General features: G+C 71.3%; 17 protein-coding genes and 1 riboswitch. Of the genes, 16 read left to right on the plus strand and 1 reads right to left on the minus strand.

Annotated elements, in window-relative coordinates:
- Positions 1–291: 291 nt before the first annotated feature.
- The 8 genes from AAHG09_RS01485 to AAHG09_RS01520 all read left to right on the plus strand — a co-directional run bounded on the left by AAHG09_RS01485 (position 292) and on the right by AAHG09_RS01520 (position 11,726).
- Positions 292–2,334: a chemotaxis protein CheA gene (locus tag AAHG09_RS01485; protein WP_342104851.1), complete on the plus strand. Its 2,043-nt coding sequence runs from the start codon at positions 292–294 to the stop codon at positions 2,332–2,334.
- Positions 2,334–2,795, plus strand: coding sequence for a chemotaxis protein CheW (locus tag AAHG09_RS01490; RefSeq protein ID WP_342104853.1), 462 nt, complete (start codon positions 2,334–2,336; stop codon positions 2,793–2,795). The genes AAHG09_RS01485 and AAHG09_RS01490 overlap by 1 nt, the downstream gene beginning before the upstream one ends.
- Positions 2,796–2,811: 16 nt before the next feature.
- Positions 2,812–4,965: a HAMP domain-containing methyl-accepting chemotaxis protein gene (locus tag AAHG09_RS01495; RefSeq protein WP_342104855.1), complete on the plus strand. Its 2,154-nt coding sequence runs from the start codon at positions 2,812–2,814 to the stop codon at positions 4,963–4,965.
- Between the two features lie 115 nt (positions 4,966–5,080).
- A complete protein-coding gene (locus tag AAHG09_RS01500; RefSeq protein WP_342104857.1) occupies positions 5,081–7,003 on the plus strand; it encodes a methyl-accepting chemotaxis protein in 1,923 nt (640 codons plus the stop codon).
- Positions 7,004–7,113: 110 nt separating this feature from the next.
- On the plus strand, positions 7,114–9,174 hold the full coding sequence (locus AAHG09_RS01505) for a methyl-accepting chemotaxis protein (RefSeq protein ID WP_342104859.1): 2,061 nt from the start codon (positions 7,114–7,116) through the stop codon (positions 9,172–9,174).
- Positions 9,175–9,294: 120 nt separating this feature from the next.
- Positions 9,295–9,768 carry a chemotaxis protein CheW gene (locus AAHG09_RS01510; protein WP_342104860.1) on the plus strand — a complete coding sequence of 158 codons (474 nt, stop codon included), beginning with the start codon at positions 9,295–9,297 and terminating at the stop codon, positions 9,766–9,768.
- Positions 9,769–9,786: 18 nt separating this feature from the next.
- The gene (locus AAHG09_RS01515; RefSeq protein WP_342104862.1) at positions 9,787–10,632 is read left to right on the plus strand and encodes a CheR family methyltransferase; all 846 of its coding nucleotides are present in this window, start codon (positions 9,787–9,789) and stop codon (positions 10,630–10,632) included.
- Positions 10,629–11,726 carry a protein-glutamate methylesterase/protein-glutamine glutaminase gene (locus AAHG09_RS01520; RefSeq protein WP_342104865.1) on the plus strand — a complete coding sequence of 366 codons (1,098 nt, stop codon included), beginning with the start codon at positions 10,629–10,631 and terminating at the stop codon, positions 11,724–11,726. The genes AAHG09_RS01515 and AAHG09_RS01520 overlap by 4 nt, the downstream gene beginning before the upstream one ends.
- 129 nt (positions 11,727–11,855) lie before the next feature.
- Here the strand turns inward: AAHG09_RS01520 and AAHG09_RS01525 are convergent, their stop codons facing one another.
- Positions 11,856–12,878: a DUF4424 family protein gene (locus AAHG09_RS01525; protein WP_342105454.1), complete on the minus strand. Its 1,023-nt coding sequence runs from the start codon at positions 12,876–12,878 to the stop codon at positions 11,856–11,858.
- 133 nt (positions 12,879–13,011) lie between these two features.
- Positions 13,012–13,205, plus strand: a riboswitch (cobalamin riboswitch).
- 36 nt (positions 13,206–13,241) lie between these two features.
- On the opposite strand from AAHG09_RS01525, the gene AAHG09_RS01530 reads away from it, so the two are divergent.
- The 8 genes from AAHG09_RS01530 to AAHG09_RS01565 all read left to right on the plus strand — a co-directional run bounded on the left by AAHG09_RS01530 (position 13,242) and on the right by AAHG09_RS01565 (position 21,997).
- Positions 13,242–13,424, plus strand: coding sequence for a CbtB domain-containing protein (locus AAHG09_RS01530; protein WP_342104867.1), 183 nt, complete (start codon positions 13,242–13,244; stop codon positions 13,422–13,424).
- 16 nt (positions 13,425–13,440) lie between these two features.
- A complete protein-coding gene (locus AAHG09_RS01535; protein ID WP_342104869.1) occupies positions 13,441–14,178 on the plus strand; it encodes a CbtA family protein in 738 nt (245 codons plus the stop codon).
- Positions 14,171–14,572: a DUF1636 domain-containing protein gene (locus AAHG09_RS01540; RefSeq protein WP_342104872.1), complete on the plus strand. Its 402-nt coding sequence runs from the start codon at positions 14,171–14,173 to the stop codon at positions 14,570–14,572. The genes AAHG09_RS01535 and AAHG09_RS01540 overlap by 8 nt, the downstream gene beginning before the upstream one ends.
- A complete protein-coding gene (gene cobW, locus AAHG09_RS01545; RefSeq protein WP_342104875.1) occupies positions 14,569–15,603 on the plus strand; it encodes a cobalamin biosynthesis protein CobW in 1,035 nt (344 codons plus the stop codon). Before AAHG09_RS01540 ends, cobW begins: the two co-directional genes overlap by 4 nt.
- A 46-nt stretch (positions 15,604–15,649) precedes the next feature.
- Positions 15,650–18,994: a cobaltochelatase subunit CobN gene (gene cobN / locus AAHG09_RS01550; protein ID WP_342104878.1), complete on the plus strand. Its 3,345-nt coding sequence runs from the start codon at positions 15,650–15,652 to the stop codon at positions 18,992–18,994.
- A 74-nt stretch (positions 18,995–19,068) separates the two neighbouring features.
- The gene (locus tag AAHG09_RS01555) at positions 19,069–20,532 is read left to right on the plus strand and encodes a precorrin-3B synthase (RefSeq protein WP_342104881.1); all 1,464 of its coding nucleotides are present in this window, start codon (positions 19,069–19,071) and stop codon (positions 20,530–20,532) included.
- Positions 20,529–21,218, plus strand: a complete 690-nt coding sequence (locus AAHG09_RS01560) for a precorrin-8X methylmutase (protein WP_342104883.1) — start codon at positions 20,529–20,531, stop codon at positions 21,216–21,218. The genes AAHG09_RS01555 and AAHG09_RS01560 overlap by 4 nt, the downstream gene beginning before the upstream one ends.
- Positions 21,218–21,997, plus strand: coding sequence for a precorrin-2 C(20)-methyltransferase (locus AAHG09_RS01565; protein WP_342104885.1), 780 nt, complete (start codon positions 21,218–21,220; stop codon positions 21,995–21,997). The genes AAHG09_RS01560 and AAHG09_RS01565 overlap by 1 nt, the downstream gene beginning before the upstream one ends.
- Positions 21,998–22,051 lie beyond the last annotated feature (54 nt).

A 22,051-nucleotide genomic window follows, 5' to 3' on the forward strand; every position in this document is an offset into this window, starting at 1 on the left:
CAGTTCCGCTCCGTCGCGCGATCAATTTGTTTGTTCCAGATTCATTTACGGTCTCAGTAAAGTTCCTCCATGACTCACGGTTCGTTGAATGAAATTTTGTAGACTCGAACTCATGATCGGCATAGACAAACAAGCGTAGGCTTCGAGCTGGCCGTTCGTTCGGCGACTTCTAGCCAGAAACACCAGCGCATCGCAAAAATATTATCTGTTTCTACTGTCTAAAGACGTGGCCGGTCGATCCGACGATTGCCTGACCGCGTTCGATGTCGCTGTACTCGGATCTGCTTGACCATGACCACACTGGATCCCCGAGAGGTTTTTCTGGCGGAAGCCAACGAGCTTCTCGAACGTCTGGAAACCACGCTGCTCGATCTGGGCGACCGCCCGGACGACACGACGCTGATCGACACGGCCTTCCGGGCGCTGCACACGATCAAGGGCTCCGGCGCGATGTTCGGCTTCGACCGGGTTGCCGCCTTCACGCACGATTTCGAGACGGCCTTCGACCTCGTCCGGCGTGGCGCAATCGCGACCAGCGCGGAACTCGTCAACGTCGCCCTTTCGGCGAAGGACTATATCCGCACGCTGATCGAGGACCCCGATCCCGATGCCGCGGTGATCGGGGACGCGATCCTGGCGGAGCTCGGTCGGCTCGTGGGCGGCGCTTCGGCGCCGACGGCCGCGCCGGTGGCGGTGCCGCCGGCCGAGTCCGTGCCCACCGGGTGGCAGATCGGGATCGGCTTCGCGCCGGAGATCCTGCAGAACGGCACCAATCCGCTGGCCCTGTTGGACGAGCTGCGCGAGCTTGGCGCCTGCACCGTCGTGCCCCGCCTCGAGGGCCTGCCGGATCTCGAGAATCTCAAGCCCGAGCGCCTGCATATCGGCTGGGACGTCACCCTGGTCGGTCCCGTCGCGCGGGCGACGATCGAGGATGTGTTCCTGTTCGTGCAGGACGCGATGGAGCTCACCCTCGCGCCGCTCACCCCCGGGCTTCCCGCCACGGCGCCCGAATCGGTCTCGCCAGTCGGTTCCGATCCGGTCGCGCGGGCCGCCGAAGTCGCGTGGGCGCCCGTCCCCATCCCCGTGCCGGCCGCGACGCGGGATGCGCCGGTGCGCGGCCCGTCCGAGCGCCGCGGGCCGCCGAAGGGCACCACCACCATGCGGGTGGAGGCGGAGCGGCTCGACGAGCTGATGGACCGGGTCGGCGAGCTGGTCATCGCCCAGGCGCGGCTCAGCCAGCTGGCCGGCCTGCACACGGATGTCGGGATCAAGACCATCGCGGAGGAGATCGAGCGCCTGTCGGCCCGGCTGCGGGACACCACGATGGGCATCCGGATGGTGCCGATCGGCGCGCTGTTCAGCCGCTTCCGGCGCCTCGTCCACGACCTGTCGCGCGATCTCGGTAAGCCCGTCGCCTTCGTCACCGAGGGTGAGGAGACCGAACTCGACAAGACCGTGATTGAGCGGCTGGCCGATCCGCTCGTGCACCTGATCCGCAACGCGATCGACCACGGGGTCGAGGCGCCCGGGCGGCGCGGGGCGGCCGGCAAGGACCCGACGGGCCGCATCGCCCTGACGGCCGAGCATGCCGGCGCTCAGGTCCTGGTGACCGTCCGCGACGACGGCGCCGGCCTCGACGTCGCCCGCATCCGCGCCAAGGCGGAAGAGCGGGGCCTCGTTCAGCCGGGCGTGCCCCTCACCGACCAGCAGGTCTACCAGTTCCTGTTCGCGCCCGGCTTCTCCACCGCGCAGGCGGTCTCGGCCCTGTCGGGGCGCGGGGTCGGCATGGACGTGGTCAAGAAGACCATCGAGGCCCTGCGCGGCTCGATCGACATCAGCACCGAGCCCGGCGCCGGCACGGCCATCGTGCTGCGCCTGCCCCTGACGCTCGCGATCATCGAGGGGCTGCTGATCCGGGTCGGCGAGGCGCGCTACGTCGTGCCCCTCGCGGCGGTTGAGGAATGCGTCGAGCTGCCCGCCGACAAGAGCCGCGGCCAGGGCCGGGACTTCCTCAACATCCGCGGCGGCCTCGTGCCGTTCCTGCGGCTGCGCAACCTGTTCGCTGCGGCGGGCGAGCCCGACCCCTATCAGAAGGTGATCATCGTCGCGGTGGGCGAGAGCCGGATCGGTCTGGTGGCCGACCAGATCCTCGGCAACCACCAGACGGTGATCAAGTCCCTGTCGAAGCTCCAGGCCGACGCGGTGACCTTCTCGGGCGCCACGATCCTGGGCGACGGGACGGCCGCGCTGATCATCGACCCCGCCCAGATCGCGGCAGGCGGGCACACGGCCGGCCAGCTGGACGGGCCGCAAGAATACCGGGAGGTGGCGTGATGACCGACATCGTCGAGGCCGGCCGGACCCACGGCACCCTTCAGGTGGTGATGCTGGGCATCGGCACCGAGACCTTCGCGCTCGACGCCGGGATGGTGCGCGAGATCATCGATCCGATCCCGACCACGCGGGTGGCCGGGGCGCGGCCCCACCTCGCCCACATCGTGAACGTGCGCGGCAACGTGGTGCCGCTCGCCGATATCCGCCAGCGCTTCGGCATGCCGGCGACCGCCGCGACGGCCGACACCCGGTTCGTGGTGATCGAGGTCGATTTCGACGGCGACGCGATCCTGGTGGCCCTCGTGGCCGACAGGGTCTTCGAGGTGACGTCGGTCGCCCTGGATACCCGCCAGCAGATGCCCGCGATCGGCACGGCGTGGCGGCCCGAATACATCCATTCGATCGTCAAATCCGGGGATGATTTCGTGATCATCCCGGACATGCAGCAGATCTTGAACTGACCGGGGGGTCGTAGAGATGCGGGTTTCGATCAAGGCCAAGCTGGCCGGCGGGTTCGGTATCATTCTCCTGCTGACCGGACTGGCCGGCGGCGTCGGTTATGAGCGCCTGCTCGCCGCCGACGAGGCCCTGCACTTCGTCGTCGGGCGCGCCGAGGTGGAGAACCACGTCCGGGCGGCGAAGGCGATGGCGATCCGGGCTGTCTCCAACACGCGCGCCGCGGTGATCAGCACCAGCACCGAACAGATGGAGCACTTTGCCAACCGGGTCTCGGAATATGACGCCGAGGCTGCGGCGGAACTCGGCAAGGTGAGATCCCTGTTGATGACCGACGAGGCGCGCCAATTTCTCGATGCGGCGTCCATCAAGTTCGACAAGCAGCGCGCGCTCGGCAACCGTGTCATCGAACTGACGCGCGTCGACGCCGCGTCCCGAACCTGGACTCAGCTCGACGCCGAAGGCCGCCCGGCGATCGTGGCCCTGCGCAACGAACTCGAGGGGATCGCCGCGAAGGCCAGCAGCCCGGCGAGCCTCGGCCTACTGCGGGCCGTGACGGCCTTTCATATCCAGATCGAACGGACTTGGGGCCAGATGCAGGCGGCCGCCGCGGCGGGCACTCCGGCCACGCTCGCGAACCGGCTGGACGCCATAAAACGGAGCCGCGCAAAGCTTCCGGAACGCCTGGACGCGCTGATCCACGCCGCGAACGGCGTGACGATCGAAGGTGTCCGGCAGGCCTACAACACCTGGAACGGCGTGGCCGACAAGATCCTCTCCACGGTGGAGACCGGTGCGTCGGTGCAGGCCGTCGCCCTGGCGGCCGGCGACTACTCGGTTGCCACCACCGAGACGGCTCAGGCGCTGGACGAACTGACCCGCTACGAGGACAAGCGCCTGGCGGCGGCGGTCGAGCAGGCGAACGCCGCCTCCCGCGATGGGCAGAGGATTCTGCTCGGCACGGTGGCCGGCGCATTCCTCATCGGCCTCGGTATCGCCGGCTGGCTCGCCATCTCGATCGCGCGCGGCCTCGCCCGATCCGTGTCCCTGGCCGAAGCCGTGGCGGTCGGCGATCTCGACCAGACGATCAGGGTGCGCGCCGACGACGAGATCGGCGACCTGATCGCCGCCATGAACCGGATGACCGCCAATCTCAAGGCCACCGCGGCCCTGGCGGGGGCGATCGCCGAAGGGGATCTCACGGTGAAGGCCGTGCCGCTCTCCGACCGGGACACGATGGGCCACGCCCTGGAGCAGATGCTGTCGAAGCTGCGCGCCGTGGTGGCGGAGGCGGTCGCCGCGGCCAACAACGTGTCGACGGGCTCGCAGGAGTTGTCCGCTTCGGCACAGCAGCTGTCGCAGGGCTCGACCGAGCAGGCCGCTTCCACCGAGGAGGCCTCCGCCTCCATGGAGGAGATGGCCGCCAACGTGAAGCAGAACGCCGAGAATGCCGGCCAGACCGAAGCGATCGCCCGGCAATCGGCCCGGGATGCCGAGGTCAGCGGTGCGGCGGTGGCCCGCGCGGTGGAGGCGATGCAGACGATCGCGCAGAAGATCACCATCGTGCAGGAGATCGCCCGCCAGACCGACCTGCTGGCGCTCAACGCGGCGGTGGAGGCCGCGCGCGCCGGCGAGCACGGGCGGGGCTTCGCGGTGGTGGCCTCCGAGGTGCGCAAGCTCGCCGAGCGCTCCCAGGCGGCGGCGGCCGAGATCGGGACCCTGTCGGCCGACACCGTCAAGGCGGCCCAGCAGGCGGGTGAGATGCTGGGGCGGCTCGTGCCCGACATCAAGAAGACTGCGGGTCTGGTGGAGGAGATCTCAGCGGCGTGCCGGGAACAGGATGTCGGCTCGGGCCAGATCAACCAGGCGATCCAGCAGCTCGATAAGGTGACCCAGCAGAACGCGAGCACCTCCGAGCAAGTCTCGGCGACCTCGGACGAGCTGGCCCTGCAGGCCGAGCGGCTTCAGGCGACCATCGCCTACTTCCGGACCGACAGGCGCGCACCGGTGGTTCCCCTGACCTGGGCGGGCAAACCCCTCGACAAGGCATCGGCCGACAAGGGCGCGCTGCCGAAGGCGAGCACGCGCGTGACCGGGACACCGGGCTTCGTGCTCGACATGGGCGACAGCGCGGCCCGCGACACCCGCGACGCCGAATTCGTCCGCGCGGCCTGACGGAACGCAACAGCGGGAGAGCAGCGGTCGGCCGCGGCCACCGCACGACAGAGCGACGATGCGACCCCCGGGTCGACGTTCCCGATCCACGGAATCAAGCAGTGAGGGTCGATCGATGACACTATTCGACAATATCTCCATACCACGAAAACTGTTTCTGTCCTTTACCCTGATGCTGGCGGTCGGCCTCGGCATCAACGGCATCGTCTACTGGAAATCGAACGAGATCCGGCAGACGGTCACGTGGACGGATCACACCATCCAGGTGATGGACGCCGCCAATCAGGCGATGGCCGCCATGATCGATCAGGAGACCGGCTACCGCGGGTTCCTCCTGTCGGGGGACGACAAGTTCCTCGCGCCCTACCGCAAGGGCTGGACCGCGTTCGAGACCGCGTGGCAGCAGGCCAAGGCCCTGACGGCCGACAATCCGGCCCAGCAGGAGCGGCTCGCCTCGGTCCACCGCCTCGCGGAATCCTGGCATGCCGGCGTGGCCGAGAAGGGCATCGCCCTGATGGCCGATCCCCGGACCCGCGAGGCCGCCCGACAGACCGAGATCGCCGGCGCCGGCAAGGCCGCGATGGACGGTTTGCGCGGGGAGATCGGCCAGATCATCGGCGTCGAAGCCGGGCTGATGGACACGCGCCGGACCGCGCAGAACGCGGCCTTCGACACGACGACGCAGATGATCCTGCTCGGCATCGCCGTCAATCTGGTGATCGCCGCCGCGATCGGGCTCCTTCTGGTCCGCACGGTCGCCAGGCCTGTCACCCAGATCAGCGCCAACCTGGCCAATCTCGCCACGCCCTTCGACACGGGGCGGCTGGACGAGGTCGGCCGGATCCAGGGGACCGCCCAGGCGGTGGAGCAGGCCTTCCGGGAGATCTCGGGGGTCCTCGCGGCGGCCTCGGTCGGCGATTTCAGCAAGACGCTGTCGAGGGATTTCGGCGGCCTCAGCAGCGAGGTGGAGGGCAATCTCCGCGCGATGACCGACAACCTGCGGACGATCGCCGGCGTCGCCACCGCGATCGCCTCGGGGGACCTGACCGTCGAGACCCGGCGCCTGTCCGACCAGGACGTGCTCGGCATCGCCCTCGAGCAGATGCTGGAGAAGCTGCGCGCCGTGGTGGCCGAGGCCAGCGCGGCGGCCGGCAACGTGTCGGCTGGCTCGGAGGAGCTGTCCTCCTCGGCCCAGCAGCTGTCGCAGGGCTCGACCGAGCAGGCCGCTTCCACCGAGGAGGCCTCCGCCTCCATGGAGGAGATGGCCGCTAACGTGAAGCAGAACGCCGAGAACGCCGGCCAGACCGAGGCGATCGCCCGGCAATCGGCTCAGGATGCCGAGGCCAGCGGCGCCGCGGTCGGGCGCGCGGTGGAGGCGATGCAGACGATCGCGCAGAAGATCACCATCGTGCAGGAGATCGCCCGCCAGACCGACCTGCTGGCGCTCAACGCGGCGGTCGAGGCCGCACGCGCCGGCGAGCACGGCCGGGGCTTCGCGGTGGTGGCCTCCGAGGTGCGCAAGCTCGCCGAGCGCTCCCAGGCGGCGGCGGCCGAGATCGGGACCCTGTCGGTCGACACCGTCAAGGCGGCCCAGCAGGCGGGCGAGATGCTGGGGCGGCTCGTGCCCGACATCAAGAAGACCGCGGGTCTGGTCGAGGAGATCTCGGCGGCCTGCCGGGAGCAGGATGTCGGCTCGGGCCAGATCAACCAGGCGATCCAGCAGCTCGACAAGGTGACCCAGCAGAACGCCAGCGCCTCCGAGCAGGTTTCGGCGACCTCGGACGAGCTGGCCGCACAGGCGGAGCGGCTTCAGGCGACGATCGCCTACTTCCGGATCGCGACGGCGGCGTCGCGCGTGGAGGCGGCGGCCCCGCACCTGCGGGCGGCGGCGGCGAAGATGGCGGCGCCGGCCCGACCGGGCCAGGCGGTCGCGCCGAAGGCGCGGGTGCGGACGGCCGGGTCGGCGGGCTTCGCCCTAGACATGGGCGAGGGCGAGAGCCGCGATGCCCGCGACGCCGAGTTCGTCCGCGCGGCCTGAGCGATGCGGATGCCGAACTTAACCGGTTGGCGTGGCCGCCAAGGCGGCGCCAACCGCGATCCCCCAAGACATCTCGAACATCCCACCTGAGTTTACGAAAGAAGTCTCCCATGCGTCTCACGATCCGCACCAAGCTGGGCACGGCATTCGGCCTGATCCTCCTGCTTCTCGGCGGAGCGGGCTTCCTGGCGATCACGAGCCTCGGCAACGCCAACGACCGGATGCAGGCCTTCGCGTCCGGTCCCTTCGCTCAGGTCCAACGGGCGCTGCGCTTCGAGACGCTGTCCGTTGATACTGCGCGCATGTTCGCCCGGTCGCTGCTCGAGCCGACGGAAGCGGCCCGCGCGAAGCTCGCCGCCGACATCAAGCAGCAGGACGGGACGTTTCGCCGGCTTCTGAAGGACTATTCCGACGCAACCACCGCCGAGGAGCGGGTGCGCCTCCAGGCCCTGCGCGACGCCTGGGACAAGCTGTCCGATGCCGCCGCCAAGGGCACGGAATTTTCGGTCAAGAACGGCAACAACGTTGCGATCGGCATCGCGGGCGGGGAGCAGCTGACGGCCTACCGGGCCGTGATCACCCGCATCCAGGATCTGGCGTCCCGGCCCGATCTCTCACCGGAGACGCGCCGGCTCACCGCGGTGCTTGAGACGCGCGCGACGCGCCTCGTCGCCGACGTCTATCGCGAGGTGGTGATCAACGACGACGCGCTCCTCGCGAAGCTGACCGACGAATACCACCAGCATCGCCGCCAGTTCGATGAGGACTTCGCCAAGCTGAGCGAGGCGGGGCGTAGCGAGGGGCTTGCCGACGCCATCGCGGCCATCGGCACGGCATTCCGCACCTGGGAGGCCGCGGGCGAACAGGTGTTCGCGCTCGGCCTCGCCAATACCGACGCCAAGGCGCTCCAGATCTATGTCGGCCCGTTCACCCAGGCGCGGATGGCCCTCATCGAGGAGGTCAAGAAGCTTTGTGCCCACGAGGACAGCGTCGCGCAGACCTATGTGCGGGAGACCCAGGCGGCCTATGACACGACCCGCATGATGCTCATCGGCGTCGTCGCCGGCGCGGTGGCGATCGGGCTTGCCATGGCGATCTGGCTGTCGATCTCGATCTCCCGCGGCATGCAGAAGGCCCTCGGGGCGGCGAACCGAGTGGCGCAAGGGGATCTGACCGAGGACGTGGTGCCCACCGGCCGCGACGAGATCACCGACCTGCTGCGCGCCGTGCAGGCCATGACCCTGAAGCTGCGCGAGGTGGTGGGACAGGCCAGCGCGGCGGCCAGCAACGTGTCGGCTGGCTCGGAGGAGCTGTCCTCCTCGGCCGAACAGCTGTCGCAGGGCTCGACCGAGCAGGCCTCGTCCACCGAGGAGGCCTCCGCCTCCATGGAGGAGATGGCCGCCAACGTGAAGCAGAACGCCGAGAATGCCGGCCAGACCGAGGCGATCGCCCGGCAATCGGCCCAGGATGCCGAGGCCAGCGGTGCGGCGGTGGCCCGCGCGGTCGAGGCGATGCAGACGATCGCGCAGAAGATCACCATCGTGCAGGAGATCGCCCGCCAGACCGACCTGCTGGCGCTCAACGCGGCGGTCGAGGCCGCACGCGCCGGCGAGCACGGCCGGGGCTTCGCGGTGGTGGCCTCCGAGGTGCGCAAGCTCGCCGAGCGCTCCCAGGCGGCGGCGGCCGAGATCGGGACCCTGTCGGTCGACACCGTCAAGGCGGCCCAGCAGGCGGGCGAGATGCTGGGGCGGCTCGTGCCCGACATCAAGAAGACCGCGGGTCTGGTCGAGGAAATCTCGGCGGCCTGCCGGGAGCAGGATGTCGGCTCGGGCCAGATCAACCAGGCGATCCAGCAGCTCGACAAGGTGACCCAGCAGAACGCCAGCGCCTCCGAGCAGGTTTCGGCGACCTCGGACGAACTGGCCGCACAGGCCGAGCGGCTTCAGGCGACCATCGCCTACTTCCGGATCGCGACGGCGGCGTCGCGCGTGGAGGCGGCGGCCCCGCACCTGCGGGCGGCGGCGTCGAAGATGGCGGCACCGGCCCGACCGGGCCAGGCGGTCGCGCCGAAGGCGCGGGTGCGGACGGCCGGGTCGGCGGGCTTCGCCCTAGACATGGGCGAGGGCGAGATCCGCGATGCCCGCGACGCCGAGTTCGTCCGCGCGGCCTGATCAGCACGCGCGCCGGGTCCGGACCCGCAAGGGCCCGGACCCCGAAGCCACCGACCCCCCACCGATAGGCGGATGCCCGAAGCGGGGATCCGACAGGCGGCGACCGAGCCGGAGACCCGTATGTCCAGCGTCTGGCAGTATCTGACCCTCGGCCTCGATCGCGAGATCTTTGGGATCAATATCGAGTCCGTTCACGAGATCCTGGATTACCGCGCGCCGGCCGCCCTGCCGCATGCGCCGCCTTTCCTGGTCGGCATGATCGATGTCCGCGGGCAGAGCTATCCGGTCATCGGCCTGCGGACCAAGCTCGGCCTGCCGGCGATCCCGGTGACGTCCGCCACCCGCATCATCCTCCTGAACATCGCGATGCGGGACCGTGCCCTGCGGGTCGGCTTCGTGGCCGACCGGGTGATCGAGGTGACGGAACTCGACCGGGCCGAGATGGAATCGGCCCCCGAGGTCGGGGGCCGCTGGCGTTCGAACTACATCGCCGGCATCGGCCGCAAGGGCGAGGCCTTCGTGGTGGTGTTCAACCTCGAGGCACTCATGGCGGGCGACGATCCCGCCCTGATCGATCCGCCGCTCGCCGCCTGACTGCCAGGGATCGATGCCATGCCGCAGCTGAAAGACCGCCATTTCCACACGGTCGCCGATCTGATCCAAGCCCGGATCGGCATCCAGATCCCTGAGACCAAGCGCACCATGGTCGAGGGTCGGCTGCGCAAGCGCATGCGGGCGCTCGACCTCGACAGCCTCAAGGCCTACGGCGACCACCTGTTCGACGCCGGACACCTCGCCGAGGAGTTCGTCCACATCATCGACTGCATCACCACCAACAAGACGGATTTCTTCCGGGAGCCCGCCCATTTCGAGCTCCTGCGCGACCATCTGGTGCCGCTGCTCTGCCGACGGCGGGGCGGGACCCCGCGCCTCAAGCTCTGGAGCGCCGCCGCCTCGACCGGGGCGGAGGCCTACACCCTGGCGATGATCCTGCAGGACCTGATCGTGGCCGGACACGGGTTCAGCTACGCGGTCCTCGGCACCGACATCTCCACGGAGGTGCTGCGGGTCGCCGCGGAGGCGATCTACCCGGAGGAGATGCTGACCCAGATCCCGCCGGCCATCCGGCGCCGCTACGTGATGACCTCCCGGGACCCGGCGCGGAAGCTCGGGCGGATCGTGCCCGAGCTGCGCAGCCAAGTGCAGTTCCAGCGCCTCAACCTGATGGATGCGTCCTATCCGGTCGATCAGGATGTGGACGTCATCCTCTGCCGCAACGTGCTGATCTACTTCGACAAGGACACCCAGAAGGCGGTGCTCGGCCGCCTCGCCCAGCATCTGCGCCCCGGCGGATTCCTGATCGTCGGGCATTCGGAATCCATGGCCGTGACCGGCGTGCCGGACCTCGATCAGGTGTCCTCCACCGTCTTCAGCAGGGCGCAGGATCTGATCCAATGAAGCCACGCGATCCGACCCGCGTCCTGATCGTCGACGATTCCGCCTCGGTCCGGCAGACCCTCGTGACCATCCTGGAGGGCGCGCCCGACATCCGGGTCATCGGTACCGCCGCGGACCCGTTCATCGCGGCGCGGCGTATTCAGGAGGAGGTGCCGGACGTGATCCTCCTCGACCTCGAAATGCCGCGCATGGACGGGCTGACCTTCCTGCGGAAGATCATGGCCCAGCGGCCGATCCCGGTGATCGTCTGCTCCGCCCTGACCGAGGCGGGCTCGCAAACGCTGTTCGACGTGCTCGAGGCCGGCGCCGTCGATGTCGTGCCCAAGCCCCGGATCGACACCCGCCAGTTCCTCGTGGAATCCTCGGTGCGGGTCTGCGACGCGGTCCGGGCCGCCGCCCGGGCGAAACTGCGCCCGGGCCGCCCGAAGCCGCACCGCATCGAGAAGAAGCTGACGGCCGATGCCGTGCTGCCCGCCCCGACCCCCAATCGGGCGGTGGCCGAGACGGACCGGATCGTCTGCATCGGCGCCTCGACGGGGGGCACGGAATCGCTGCGCGACGTGCTCGAAGCGCTGCCGCCGGATTGCCCCGGCCTCGTGATCGTCCAGCACATGCCCGAGCATTTCACCGCGGCCTTCGCCCGGCGGCTCGACAGCCTCTGCGCCGTCGCGGTGAAGGAGGCGGAGGACGGGGATGCGGTGCTGCCCGGCCGGGCCCTCATCGCCCCCGGGGGCCGGCACCTACTGCTGCAGCGGACCGGGAATCGCTACAGCGTGTCGGTGAAGGACGGCCCCCTGGTCTCGCGGCACCGGCCGTCCGTGGACGTGCTGTTCCGCGCGGCCGCGCGCTGCGCCGGCGCGAATGCGCTCGGCATCCTGATGACCGGCATGGGCGATGACGGCGCCACCGGCCTCCTGGAGATGCGCCGCGCCGGGGCGGTCACGGTGGCGCAGGACGAGGAGAGCTGCGTCGTCTTCGGCATGCCCAAGGAAGCGATCGAGCGGGGCGCGGCGATGAAGGTTCTGCCGCTGGACCGGATCGCGCAGGAGATCCTACGCTTCGGAGCCACGTCGGCGCTCCGCCAATCCGCATGAGCGGCACGCCGGCGCGCGACCGGCCCGCAGGGCGTGTCCGGCACCGAAGGCCATCCCCGATCCTGCCGCCGTCGCGCGATTCTCGAGAGGGTCGTTGAAGCTGCGCCGATCACGGCACCGCGTCCGCCCTCAGAGCGGCGGTATGGCTGAAATCCGGGTTGCGCTCTTCAGGAAGAGCACGTCGATCGCGCGGTCCGGCACATAATCCTTCACCACCATCTCGATCGTGGTCGGGCCGGTCCTCTTGAGAGCGCTGCCGCAGAACGAGACCATCGTGGCGGGATCGCCCTTGTCCACGATCAGCTTGAACGTGCCGATCGGCCCGGACCCGGCCGGCATGACGTAGGTGAGATACTGCTCGGAGGCCTGGAAGGACGGGCTGCCGTCGGCGCTCGCCCGCCGGTACAGGGCCTGGGCCGACCGCGCGAAGGCCGGATCCGTGCAGAACCGGTCGGCGTAGCGCGCCATCTGCCCCGGATCGAGATCCGGCGAACCGAACGACAGGCTCGGCTGGCCGCCGAGGCTCGGCGTGTAACTCTGGTGGACCGCGACCTCACGCCCGGCCGGGAAGGCCTGCCTGCGCCAGAACCGCGACTTCAGCTTCCAGAGCGGGACATCCGCGATCGTCCCGTCCCGGTGCACCTGACGATCGAGGTATCCGGCCTCGATCAGGGCGTGACGGCGCCGCTCCGAGAGCCGGCGCAGGGGCGCCGCCGTCGCCGCGACGGTCGGCATCAGGGGGATCCCCAGGCTCCGGAGCTCGTCGGTGATCGCGACCGGCTGGCCGTCGCGCACCGAAAACGCCTGCTGCTCCAGTTGCCACGGGACGGATTGGCCATCGACCGTCGCGTCGAAGGCGAGGAAATTGGCCTGCCCCGGATCGGGGATGGAATCCTCCGTCGTGGACGCGCCGTTGAGGTCGGGCATCGGGAACGTCAGGGTGGCCTCGATATCGGCGCCCGTCGGGTTGCGGAACCGATACGCGACCCGCACGCCCTGCTCGGAGAGGGTGAGTTCCTCCGCCGCCACGGTGATGGCGCTGCCCGGTTCGAGGACGAGCCCCCCCGCCTTGAGCCCGGCTTCGGCATCGCCGGCCCGGACCGGCAGGGAGGCCGCCGCGAGGAGGGCGAGGGCCAGCGACAGGGTTCTCATCACGATCACGCTTCAGGGCTCCGGGCGACCGCCGCGGCGGTGAGGATACGCCTCCCGCCGGCGGATCCCCGCCGTTTGCAACGCCGCGGATATGATTCCGCCGCGCCTCCGTTGTGCGAGAGCTGTCATGCGTCTACAACGATCGCGTGACGGTGCCCCGGCGACGGGGTGAAAAGGGAATGCGGTGAGGGGCGCAAGCCTCGAATCCGCGGCTGCCCCCGCAACTGTGAGCGGCGAGCGTCTGCCGAGGGCCACCGGAGCGATCCGGGAAGGCGGCAGGGGCGTCGAGCCGCGAGCCAGGAGACCTGCCGTCACGACAGGATCCCGCGTTGCCGCCGGTGGGGCGGCTGGAGACACAGACGCATGACCACCTCGACCCTCGCCCCCGTCGCTGCCGGCACCCGCGCGTCGGAGCGCCCGATCGCCGTGGCGCTCGCGGGCCTTCTCGGCCTCGGCCTGCTGTTCATGGTCGGCTTCTCGCCGGCGATCGCGTTCCACAACGCGGCGCACGACTTCCGGCATACCCAGAACTTCCCCTGTCACTGACGCCATCGGCGCAGGGATGATCATCCGGCTTCTGTCGGCGGCGCTCGCCGCCGGCTTCTTCGCGGCCGTCGTCGTGACGGGCCTCGAACTCACGCTGACCTCGCCCCTGATCGTGGCGGCCGAACGCTACGAGCAGGCCGAGCCCAGCCATCAGGCCACCCGCGCTCTGCCGATCGTCCTGGCGCATGCCGGCCACGATCACGCGGCGCCGGACGCCGCGCCGGAATGGCAGCCGGGCGCCAGCCTGCCGCGCATGGCGTTCACCGGATTAGCGACGCTCGTCGGCGCCGTCGGCTACGCGCTGCTGCTCGGCGCCGTGATGCTCGCCTGCGGGCGGGAGCCGACACCCGTGGTCGCCCTCGCCTTCGCGGTCGCCGGATTCGCCAGCGTCGCCCTGGCCCCGGGTCTCGGCCTGCCGCCCGAGCTGCCGGGCAGCGAGGCGGCGCCGCTGGCCGTCCGGCAGGCCTGGTGGGTGATGACCGCGGCGGCCACCGCCATGGGCCTCTACCTGATCGCGGTGCGCCGATCCCTGATCGCCATCCTGGGTGGCCTCGTGCTGCTCATCGCCCCGCACATGGTCGGCGCCCCGCAGGCGCCGGAGGGCGCGTCCGCGCTACCGGCGGCCCTGGCGGCGCAATTCGCCGCGCGCTCCCTCGCGATCAGCTTCGTGTTCTGGGTGCTGCTCGGTCTCGGGCTCGGCCGCGCGTGGCAGGTGTTCGGGCGCGAGACGGCGCGGGGGACGGCCCGTGCCTGAGACCATCCTGTACGTCTGCACCACCTGCCGCCGCGAGGGCGACGACCCGGACGGGCCCCGGGCCGGCGCCCGCCTCCTCGACGCTTTGCGGGATCGCGCGGGCGGCACGCCGGACCTGCGGGTCGAGGCGGTGGAATGCCTGTCGGTGTGCAAGCGGCCCTGCACGGTCGCCGTCGCTGCGGCCGACCGCTGGACCTACGTGTACGGCGACATGGATCCGGCCGCCTCCGCCGAGACCATCCTGGCGGGGCTCGCCGCCTATGCCGCGACGCCGGACGGCATCGTGCCCTGGCGCGAACGGCCGACCGAATTCAAGAAGGGCGTGATCGCCCGAATTCCCCCCTTCCCTGCCCCGCGCCCGCTTCCGGCCGGCACCCTGGAGGCCGCCGAATGACGATTGTCGCCAAGATCCCCTGCACGATCGTCACGGGCTTCCTCGGCGCCGGCAAGACGACGCTCGTGCGCCACGTCATCGAGAACGCCAAGGGCCGCCGCCTCGCCATCCTGGTCAACGAGTTCGGCGATGTCGGCTTCGACAAGTCGTTCCTCGCCGCCTGCGGGGTTGAGGGCTGCACCGAGGACGCGATCGTCGAGCTGCCGAACGGCTGCATCTGCTGCACGGTGGCGGACGATTTCGTGCCGGCCCTCGAGACCCTGCTCGGCCGCGCCGAGCCGCCGGAGCACATCCTGATCGAGACCTCCGGCCTCGCCCTGCCGAAGCCGCTGGTCCAGGCATTCCAATGGCCGGCGATCCGCTCGCGGGTGACGGTGGACGGGGTGGTCGCAGTGGTCGACGGCCCCGCGGTCGCCGCGGGCGTCTTCGCGGAGGATCCGGAGGCGCTGGCGGCCCAGCGCGCCGCCGACCAGTCGGTCGATCACGACAATCCGCTGGAGGAGGTGTTCGAGGACCAGCTCCTCTGTGCGGACCTCGTCGTGCTCAACAAGGCCGACCTGATCGACGCCGCCACTCGTGCGCGGGTCCGGGCCGAGGTGGAGGGGCACCTCCCCCGCGCCGTGAAGGTGGTGGAGACCGCGAAGGGCGCGATCGATCCGCGGGTGCTGCTGGGCCTCGGCGCCGCCGCCGAGGACGATCTGGAATCCCGCCCCTCCCATCACGGCGAGGGCGAGGATCACGACCACGACGATTTCGAGACGGTCGCCCTGCCGATCCGCCCGGCGGTGACGGCCGCGGATCTCGCGGCGCGTGTCGAGAAGGCGGCCGAGACCGCGGGCGTTCTGCGCATCAAGGGGTTTGCCGAAGTCGAGGGCAAGGCGATGCGCCTCGTGGTGCAGGGTGTCGGCCGCCGGGTCACCCACCATTTCGACCGGCCCTGGCGGGCGGGCGAGGCCCGCGAGGGGGCCCTCGTGGTGATCGGGCTGACGGGGTTCGACCGGAACGCGGTGGCCGCGGCGCTCGCGGGATGAGACCCGTCGCGCGCGCCGGTCCGGACATGGCCTAGGGACACGCGCGATGCATCTGGTGCGCATCGATGCCGTCTCCCTCGACGAGGGCGAGGCGGCGGTGGATCTCGGGCAGGAGCCCGGCGACTGCGTGGTGCTGTCCTTCACCGACAGCGACCTCGCCGGGATCGCGCGGGCGCACGCCGCCGAGCCGGACCTGCCGAGCCTGCGCCTCGCCAAGCTGGCGAAGCTGCGGCACCCGCTCTCGGTCGATCTCTATATCGAGCGCATCGTCGCGCACGCTAAAGTCGTGGTGATCCGCTGCCTCGGCGGCCTGGATTACTGGCGGTACGGGATCGAGCGCTGCGCCGAAGCGGCCCGGGCGCACGGGGTCGTGCTGGCGGTATTGCCGGGCGACGACCGACCCGATCCGCGGCTTTCCGCCTTCTCGACCGATCCCGCGCTGGCGGACCAGCTCGACGGCTACTTCCGCGCCGGCGGCCCCGAGAACCTGCGCCGCATGCTGCGGCTGCTCGCCGCCCGGACGGGCACCGACCTCCCGGTCGAGCCGCCCCTGCCGCTGCCCCGGGGCTTCGCATGGTGCCCGGGCTGCATCACGCCGCCCCTCGAACAGGCCTTCGCGGCTGCGAGGACCGCAGTTCCGCTTGGCGAAACAGAGGTCGAGCCCCTCGCGCTGCTGCTGGTCTACCGCTCGGCGGTGCTCGGCGGCGAGACCGCGCCGTTCGTCGCCCTGATCGCGGCCCTGCGCGCCCGCGGGATCGGCGTCCTCCCGATGGCGGTGTCGAGCCTGAAGGAGCCCGGAGCCGCCGCCGCGGTCGCGGAGGCCGTGCGCGCGCGGCGGCCCGACCTCGTCATCGCCGCCACCGCGTTCTCGGCCCGGGAGGACGGCACCGACTTCGTCCTCGACGGCGCCGATTGCCCGGTGCTCCAGGCCTTCACGGTCGGATCCCCGCAGGCGGCCTGGGAAGCCTCGGCCCGGGGCCTCGGCGCGGCCGATCTCGCCATGCAGGTGGCTTTGCCGGAATTCGACGGCCGGCTTTCGGGCTTCCCGATCTCCTTCAAGGAGGAGGCGCCCGAGATCGCGGGCTTCGCCGAGCGCCGGGCCGTGCCCTACGCGCCGGGCATCGCGGCGCTTGCCGACAGGGCCGCCGGCTGGCTGCGGCTGGCCGCCCTGCCCCGGGCCGAGCGGCGCGTCGCGATGGTCCTGTCCGATTATCCTGCCCGGGGCGGCCGCGCCGGCTTCGCGGTCGGCCTCGACACGCCGGAGAGCGCCCGGGCGATCGCCGCGGACCTCGCCGCCGCCGGTTATGCGGGATGCGACCTGCCCGAGGCCGACACGCTGATGACGGCGCTCACCGAGGGGCCGGCGACGTTCCGCGTGCCGCTCGCCGCCTACCGGACCTGGCTCGACGGCCTGCCGGAGGCGACCCGCGGCGCGATCACCGAGGCCTGGGGCGAGCCTGAGACCGATGCGGCCTGCACCGACGACGCGTTTCGTTTCCGGATGGCATCAGGCGGCAGCGCCTGTCCGGCACGCGGCGGCCTGACGGCCTTCCTCCAGCCCGACCGTGGGCGCGATCCCGACCGCAAGGCCGGCTACCACGACCCCGAGCGTGTCCCGACCCACGCCTATCTGGCGTTCTATCTCGGACTCCGGCAGCGTTTCGACGTGCTGGTCCAGCTCGGCACCCACGGCACGACCGAGTGGCTGCCCGGCAAGGCCGTGGCCCTGTCGCCGGATTGCTTCCCGGCGCTGTGCGTCGGTGCCTTGCCGGTGGTCTACCCGTTCATCGTCGATGATCCCGGCGAGGCCGCCCCGCTCAAGCGCCGACTCGGCGGCGTCGCCCTGGGCCATCTCACGCCGCAGGTCGCCACCCACGACCTGTCGCCCGAGGCCGCCCGATTGCGCGAACTCGTGGAGGAATACGCCGCCGCCAGCGTCCTCGATCCGCGCCGGGCGACCCTGATCGCCCAATCCATCCTGGACGAGGCGCGCGATTCCGGCCTGCTCGACGGCGCCGGCATCGGCGCCGACACCCCGATGGACGAGGCGCTGACCCGGCTCGACGCCCATCTCTGCGACCTCGGCGAGACCAGCTTTCGCGATGGCCTGCACGTCTTCGGCCGCGCGCCCGACGAAGCCCCCGCCCCGGTGGCGGCGAGTGCCGTCGCCGAGCGGGCCGGTCTACTCGCCGCCCTCGACGGGCGGTTCGTCGAGCCCGGACCGTCCGGCTCGCCGTCGCGCGGGCGCGCGGACGTGCTGCCGACCGGGCGCAACCTCGCGACCCTCGATCCGCGGGCGATCCCGAGCCGCGCCGCCGCGTTCCTCGGCACGAAGGCCGCCGAGGCCGTGGTGACGCGCTACCTGCAGGACGAGGGCACCTATCCGGCCCGGATCGTCATGGATCTCTGGGCCTCGCCGACCCTGCGCACCGGCGGCGAGGACGTGGCGCATGCGCTCGCCCTGATGGGTGTCCGCCCGGTCTGGGACCATGCCAGCACCCGGATCACGGGCTTCGAGGTGCTGCCGCTGGCGATGCTCGACCGGCCGCGCATCGACGTGACGGTGCGGGTCTCCGGGGCGTTCCGCGACACGTTTCCCGACACGCTGGCCCTGATCGACCGCGCCGCCCGGGCGGTGGCCGACCGGGACGAGGCCGAGGACGAGAACCCCCTCGCGGCCGCCCGCAGGCGGGGCGAGACGGGTGCCCGGGTCTACGGCGCGGCGCCGGGCCGCTACGGCGCCGGAACGGCGGCCACCGCCCTCGACGGCTCCTGGGACACCCGCGCCGATCTCGGCCGCGCGTATCTCGCCGCCAGCACCCATGCCTACGGCGACCGCGAGGGCCCGGATGCGGATTTTGCCGCCCGGGTCGCCGCGGCCGACGCCTACCTGCACGCGTTCGACGCCGCCGAGCGCGACCTGTTCGACGGTGACGCCGCCGTCGACGCGATGGGCGGCTTCGCGGCGGCGGCGGCGCTGCAGGAGGCCCGTCCGGCGCTCTACAGCCTCGACGTGTCCGTGCCGGAGCGGCCGAAGGCCCGCACGGCCCGGGAGGATGCGGGGCGCCTGATCGGTGCCCGCTTGGCCGATCCGCGCTGGATCGCCGCGCAGCTTCGCCACGGCTACCGGGGGGCTCAAGAGCTGGCCCAGGGGCTCGACGCGGTGTTCGTCCTCGCGGCGGCGAGCGATGTGGTGACCGATGCCGGCTTCGACCGGCTCTACGCGGCCTGGATCGCCGACGCGGAGGTATTCGAGCGCCTGCGCGCCGCCAACCCCGCGGCGACCCGGGCCATCCTGGAGCGCTTCGACGAGGCCCGCGACCGTGGGCTCTGGCACAGCCGGCGCAATGCCCTGCCGGCCGACGCGCTGCTGCCGGAGGCCGCCGCGTGAGCCCGCCTGCGCATCGCCGCGTCCTCCCCGAGGCGCCCAACCGACGCGGCTGGTGCCCCGGTCTCGCCCGCCCGATGCCCACGGGCGACGGGCTGCTGGCACGGGTTCATCCGCCCCTGGGGGTGCTGTCGCTGGATCAGGCCCGCGCGGTCGCGCAGGGCGCGCGGCTCCACGGGAACGGCCATCTCGACATCACGGCCCGGGCCAATCTTCAGATTCGCGGCGTCTGCGAGGCGAGCCGCGCCCCTCTGGCCAAGCTGCTGACCGACACCGGCCTCGGCGACCGGCGCGCCGATGGTGGCCCGCAGCGTCTGACCCTGACGCAGCCGCTCGCAGGCCAGGATCCCACCGAGCTGATCGACGTACCGGCGCTCGCCCACGCGATCGAGGTGGCGGGGCGGGATATCCCCGGTCTGCCGGCCAAGACCCTCATTGTGGTGGAAGGGCGGCCGGGCGCGGCGGTGCCGGAGGCCGATTGTCTCGTGACGGCCGGGGACGCCGCGCAGGTCGCCATCGTGATTGCCGCCGGGGACGGGGTGCAAACCGTGACGGAGTGTTCGGTGGTCGAGGCACCGGCCCTCGTGACCGCTCTGTTCGCGGCTTTCGCACGCACCGGCCGCCGGCGGATGCGCGATCTGTCGGAGGATGAGCGGGCGCGCTTGCTCTGTTCGATCGCCTCAGCGGCGGACAAACCAAATCCGTGGTCTGAAGCTCCCACGCGCCCTCCCTCTCCCCTCTGCGGGGGAGGGTGGCCCCTGCGCCGGCAGGGGTCGGGAGAGGGGTGCGACGGTGCCGGAGAATTCGCGCCCGGCATGAACGAGCGTGTCTCTTCCGGAAGCCGGGTTCCCCCCTTGCGGGACTTCGTCCCGACCCGACTCCCTTCGGGGGCCACCCTGCCCCGCAAAGGGGCGCGGGAGATGCGCAGGGCGCCATTTGCCCCCCCGGCAGGCCTGCATGGTTGCGGAAGCGCTCACGTCCTTGCCCTGGATACCCCCTTCGGCCGCTGCACCGCGGACGCCCTCGATCGCGTCGCATCCGCCGCCGCCGCCATCGGCGCGGACGCGATCCGCCTGTCGCCATCGCGCGGGTTCGTGCTGCTCGCCCCGACCGGCGCGCCGGCGGCCGCGGCACTGGCGGAGCTCGCCTCGGACTTCATCGTCGCGCCCGACGATCCTCGACGCAGCATCGATGCCTGCACGGGCGCACCGGGCTGCGCCTCCGGCTCGACGCCGACGCTGGCCGATGCGGCGCGCGTCGCCGAGATCTTCCGGCCGCTGGCGGCACAGGGCTACGCGGCACACGTCTCCGGCTGCGCCAAGGGCTGCGCACGCCCCGGCCCCGCCGACCTGACCCTCGTCGGAAGTCAGGGACGCTATGGGATCGTCCTCGGCGGCGCCCCCGGGGATGAGCCGGCGCTGCATCTCCCTATCGAGGCCGTTCTGGAGCGGTTAGGAAGAGCCAAGACTGTCGGGCTTTCCGCCGCATTCACGCCGGATACGGTCCGAGCAGACGACAGAAGGGACGGACGACCGGCATGAGCGCGAGCCAGAATGCCCTGCGCCAGGCAGGATCGGACCCGGTGGCCCACGAGCCCCCCTCCCGCTACGACTACATCCGCGACGGTGGCGCCATCTATGCGCGGTCCTTCGCGATGATCCGCGCCGAGGCCGATCTCGCCCGCTGGTCCGGCGCGGCCGAGCGCGTGGTGGTGCGCATGATCCACGCCTGCGGCATGACCGACCTCCCCGCCGACGTGGAGATGTCGGACGGCTTCGCCGAGGCCGGCGTCGCCGCGCTCCAGGCCGGGGCGCCGATCCTGTGCGACGTCCGGATGGTCGCCGACGGCGTCACCCGGGCGCGCCTGCCGGCCGCCAATCCGGTGCTCTGCACCCTGGGCGATCCGCGCGTGCCGGATCTCGCGAAGCAGCTCGGCACCACCCGCTCGGCCGCCGCCATGGAGCTGTGGCGCGAGCATCTGCCCGGCAGCGTGGTGGCGGTGGGCAACGCGCCGACCGCCCTGTTCCGGCTGCTGGAACTGCTCGATGCAGGCGTGGCGCCGCCCGCCGCCGTGATCGGCATCCCGGTCGGCTTCGTCGGCGCCGCGGAGTCGAAAGAGGCGCTGGCCCGGGACGGCCGGGTTCCGTTCGTGGTCGTCCACGGGCGGCGGGGCGGCAGCGCCATGACGGCCGCCGCGGTGAACGCGCTCGCCAGCGAGGTCGAGTGATGGACGGGTTCGAACGGCTCGACGCGCCCGCCGAGGATATCCCCGTGGCGGCGGTGACCGGCAAGCTCTACGGCGTCGGGATGGGCCCGGGCGATCCGGATCTGCTGACCGTCAAGGCGCAGCGCATCCTGATGCGTGCGCCGGTGCTGGTGCATTTCTGCAAGCGGGGCAAGCGCGGCAACGCCCGCACCATCGCGGACGCGATCCTGCGCGATCCCGACCGCGAGCTGGCGCTGGCCTATCCCTACACCACCGAGATCCACCCCGAGCACCCGGACTACGTGTCGGCTCTGGCCGGCTTCTACGACGACGCGGCCGGCCGGCTCGCCGACCATCTCGGGGCTGGGCGCGACGTGGCGATCCTGTCGGAGGGTGATCCGTTCTTCTACGGCTCGTTCATGCATCTGTGGCGGCGCCTGAAGGACCGCTTCCCCGTCGAGGTGATTCCGGGAGTCACCGGCATGTCGGGCTGCTGGACGCGGGCCGGGACGCCGATCACCTGGGGCGACGATGTCCTGACCGTCCTGCCCGCGACCCTGTCGCTCGACATCCTGACCGAGCGGCTGCGCGGCACCGACGCCGCCGTGGTGATGAAGCTCGGCCGCCACCTGCCCAAGGTGCGTGCGGCCCTGGACGCCGCGGGGCTCCTCGCGCGGGCGGTCTATGTCGAGCGCGGCACGATGTCGGGCGAGCGCGTCGTCATGCTGGCCGACAAGGCCGACGACGACGCCCCGTACTTCTCCATGGTGCTGCTGCCCGGCGAGGGGCGCCGGCCGTGAGTGTTGCGACGGATCCTTGTTGGTCCCGCAGCCGCCCATTACGTTGGGCCGGCG

The sequence above is a fragment of the Methylobacterium guangdongense genome (genome assembly GCF_038442355.1).
In the GTDB taxonomy this organism is placed as follows: Bacteria; Pseudomonadota; Alphaproteobacteria; order Rhizobiales; family Beijerinckiaceae; genus Methylobacterium; species Methylobacterium guangdongense.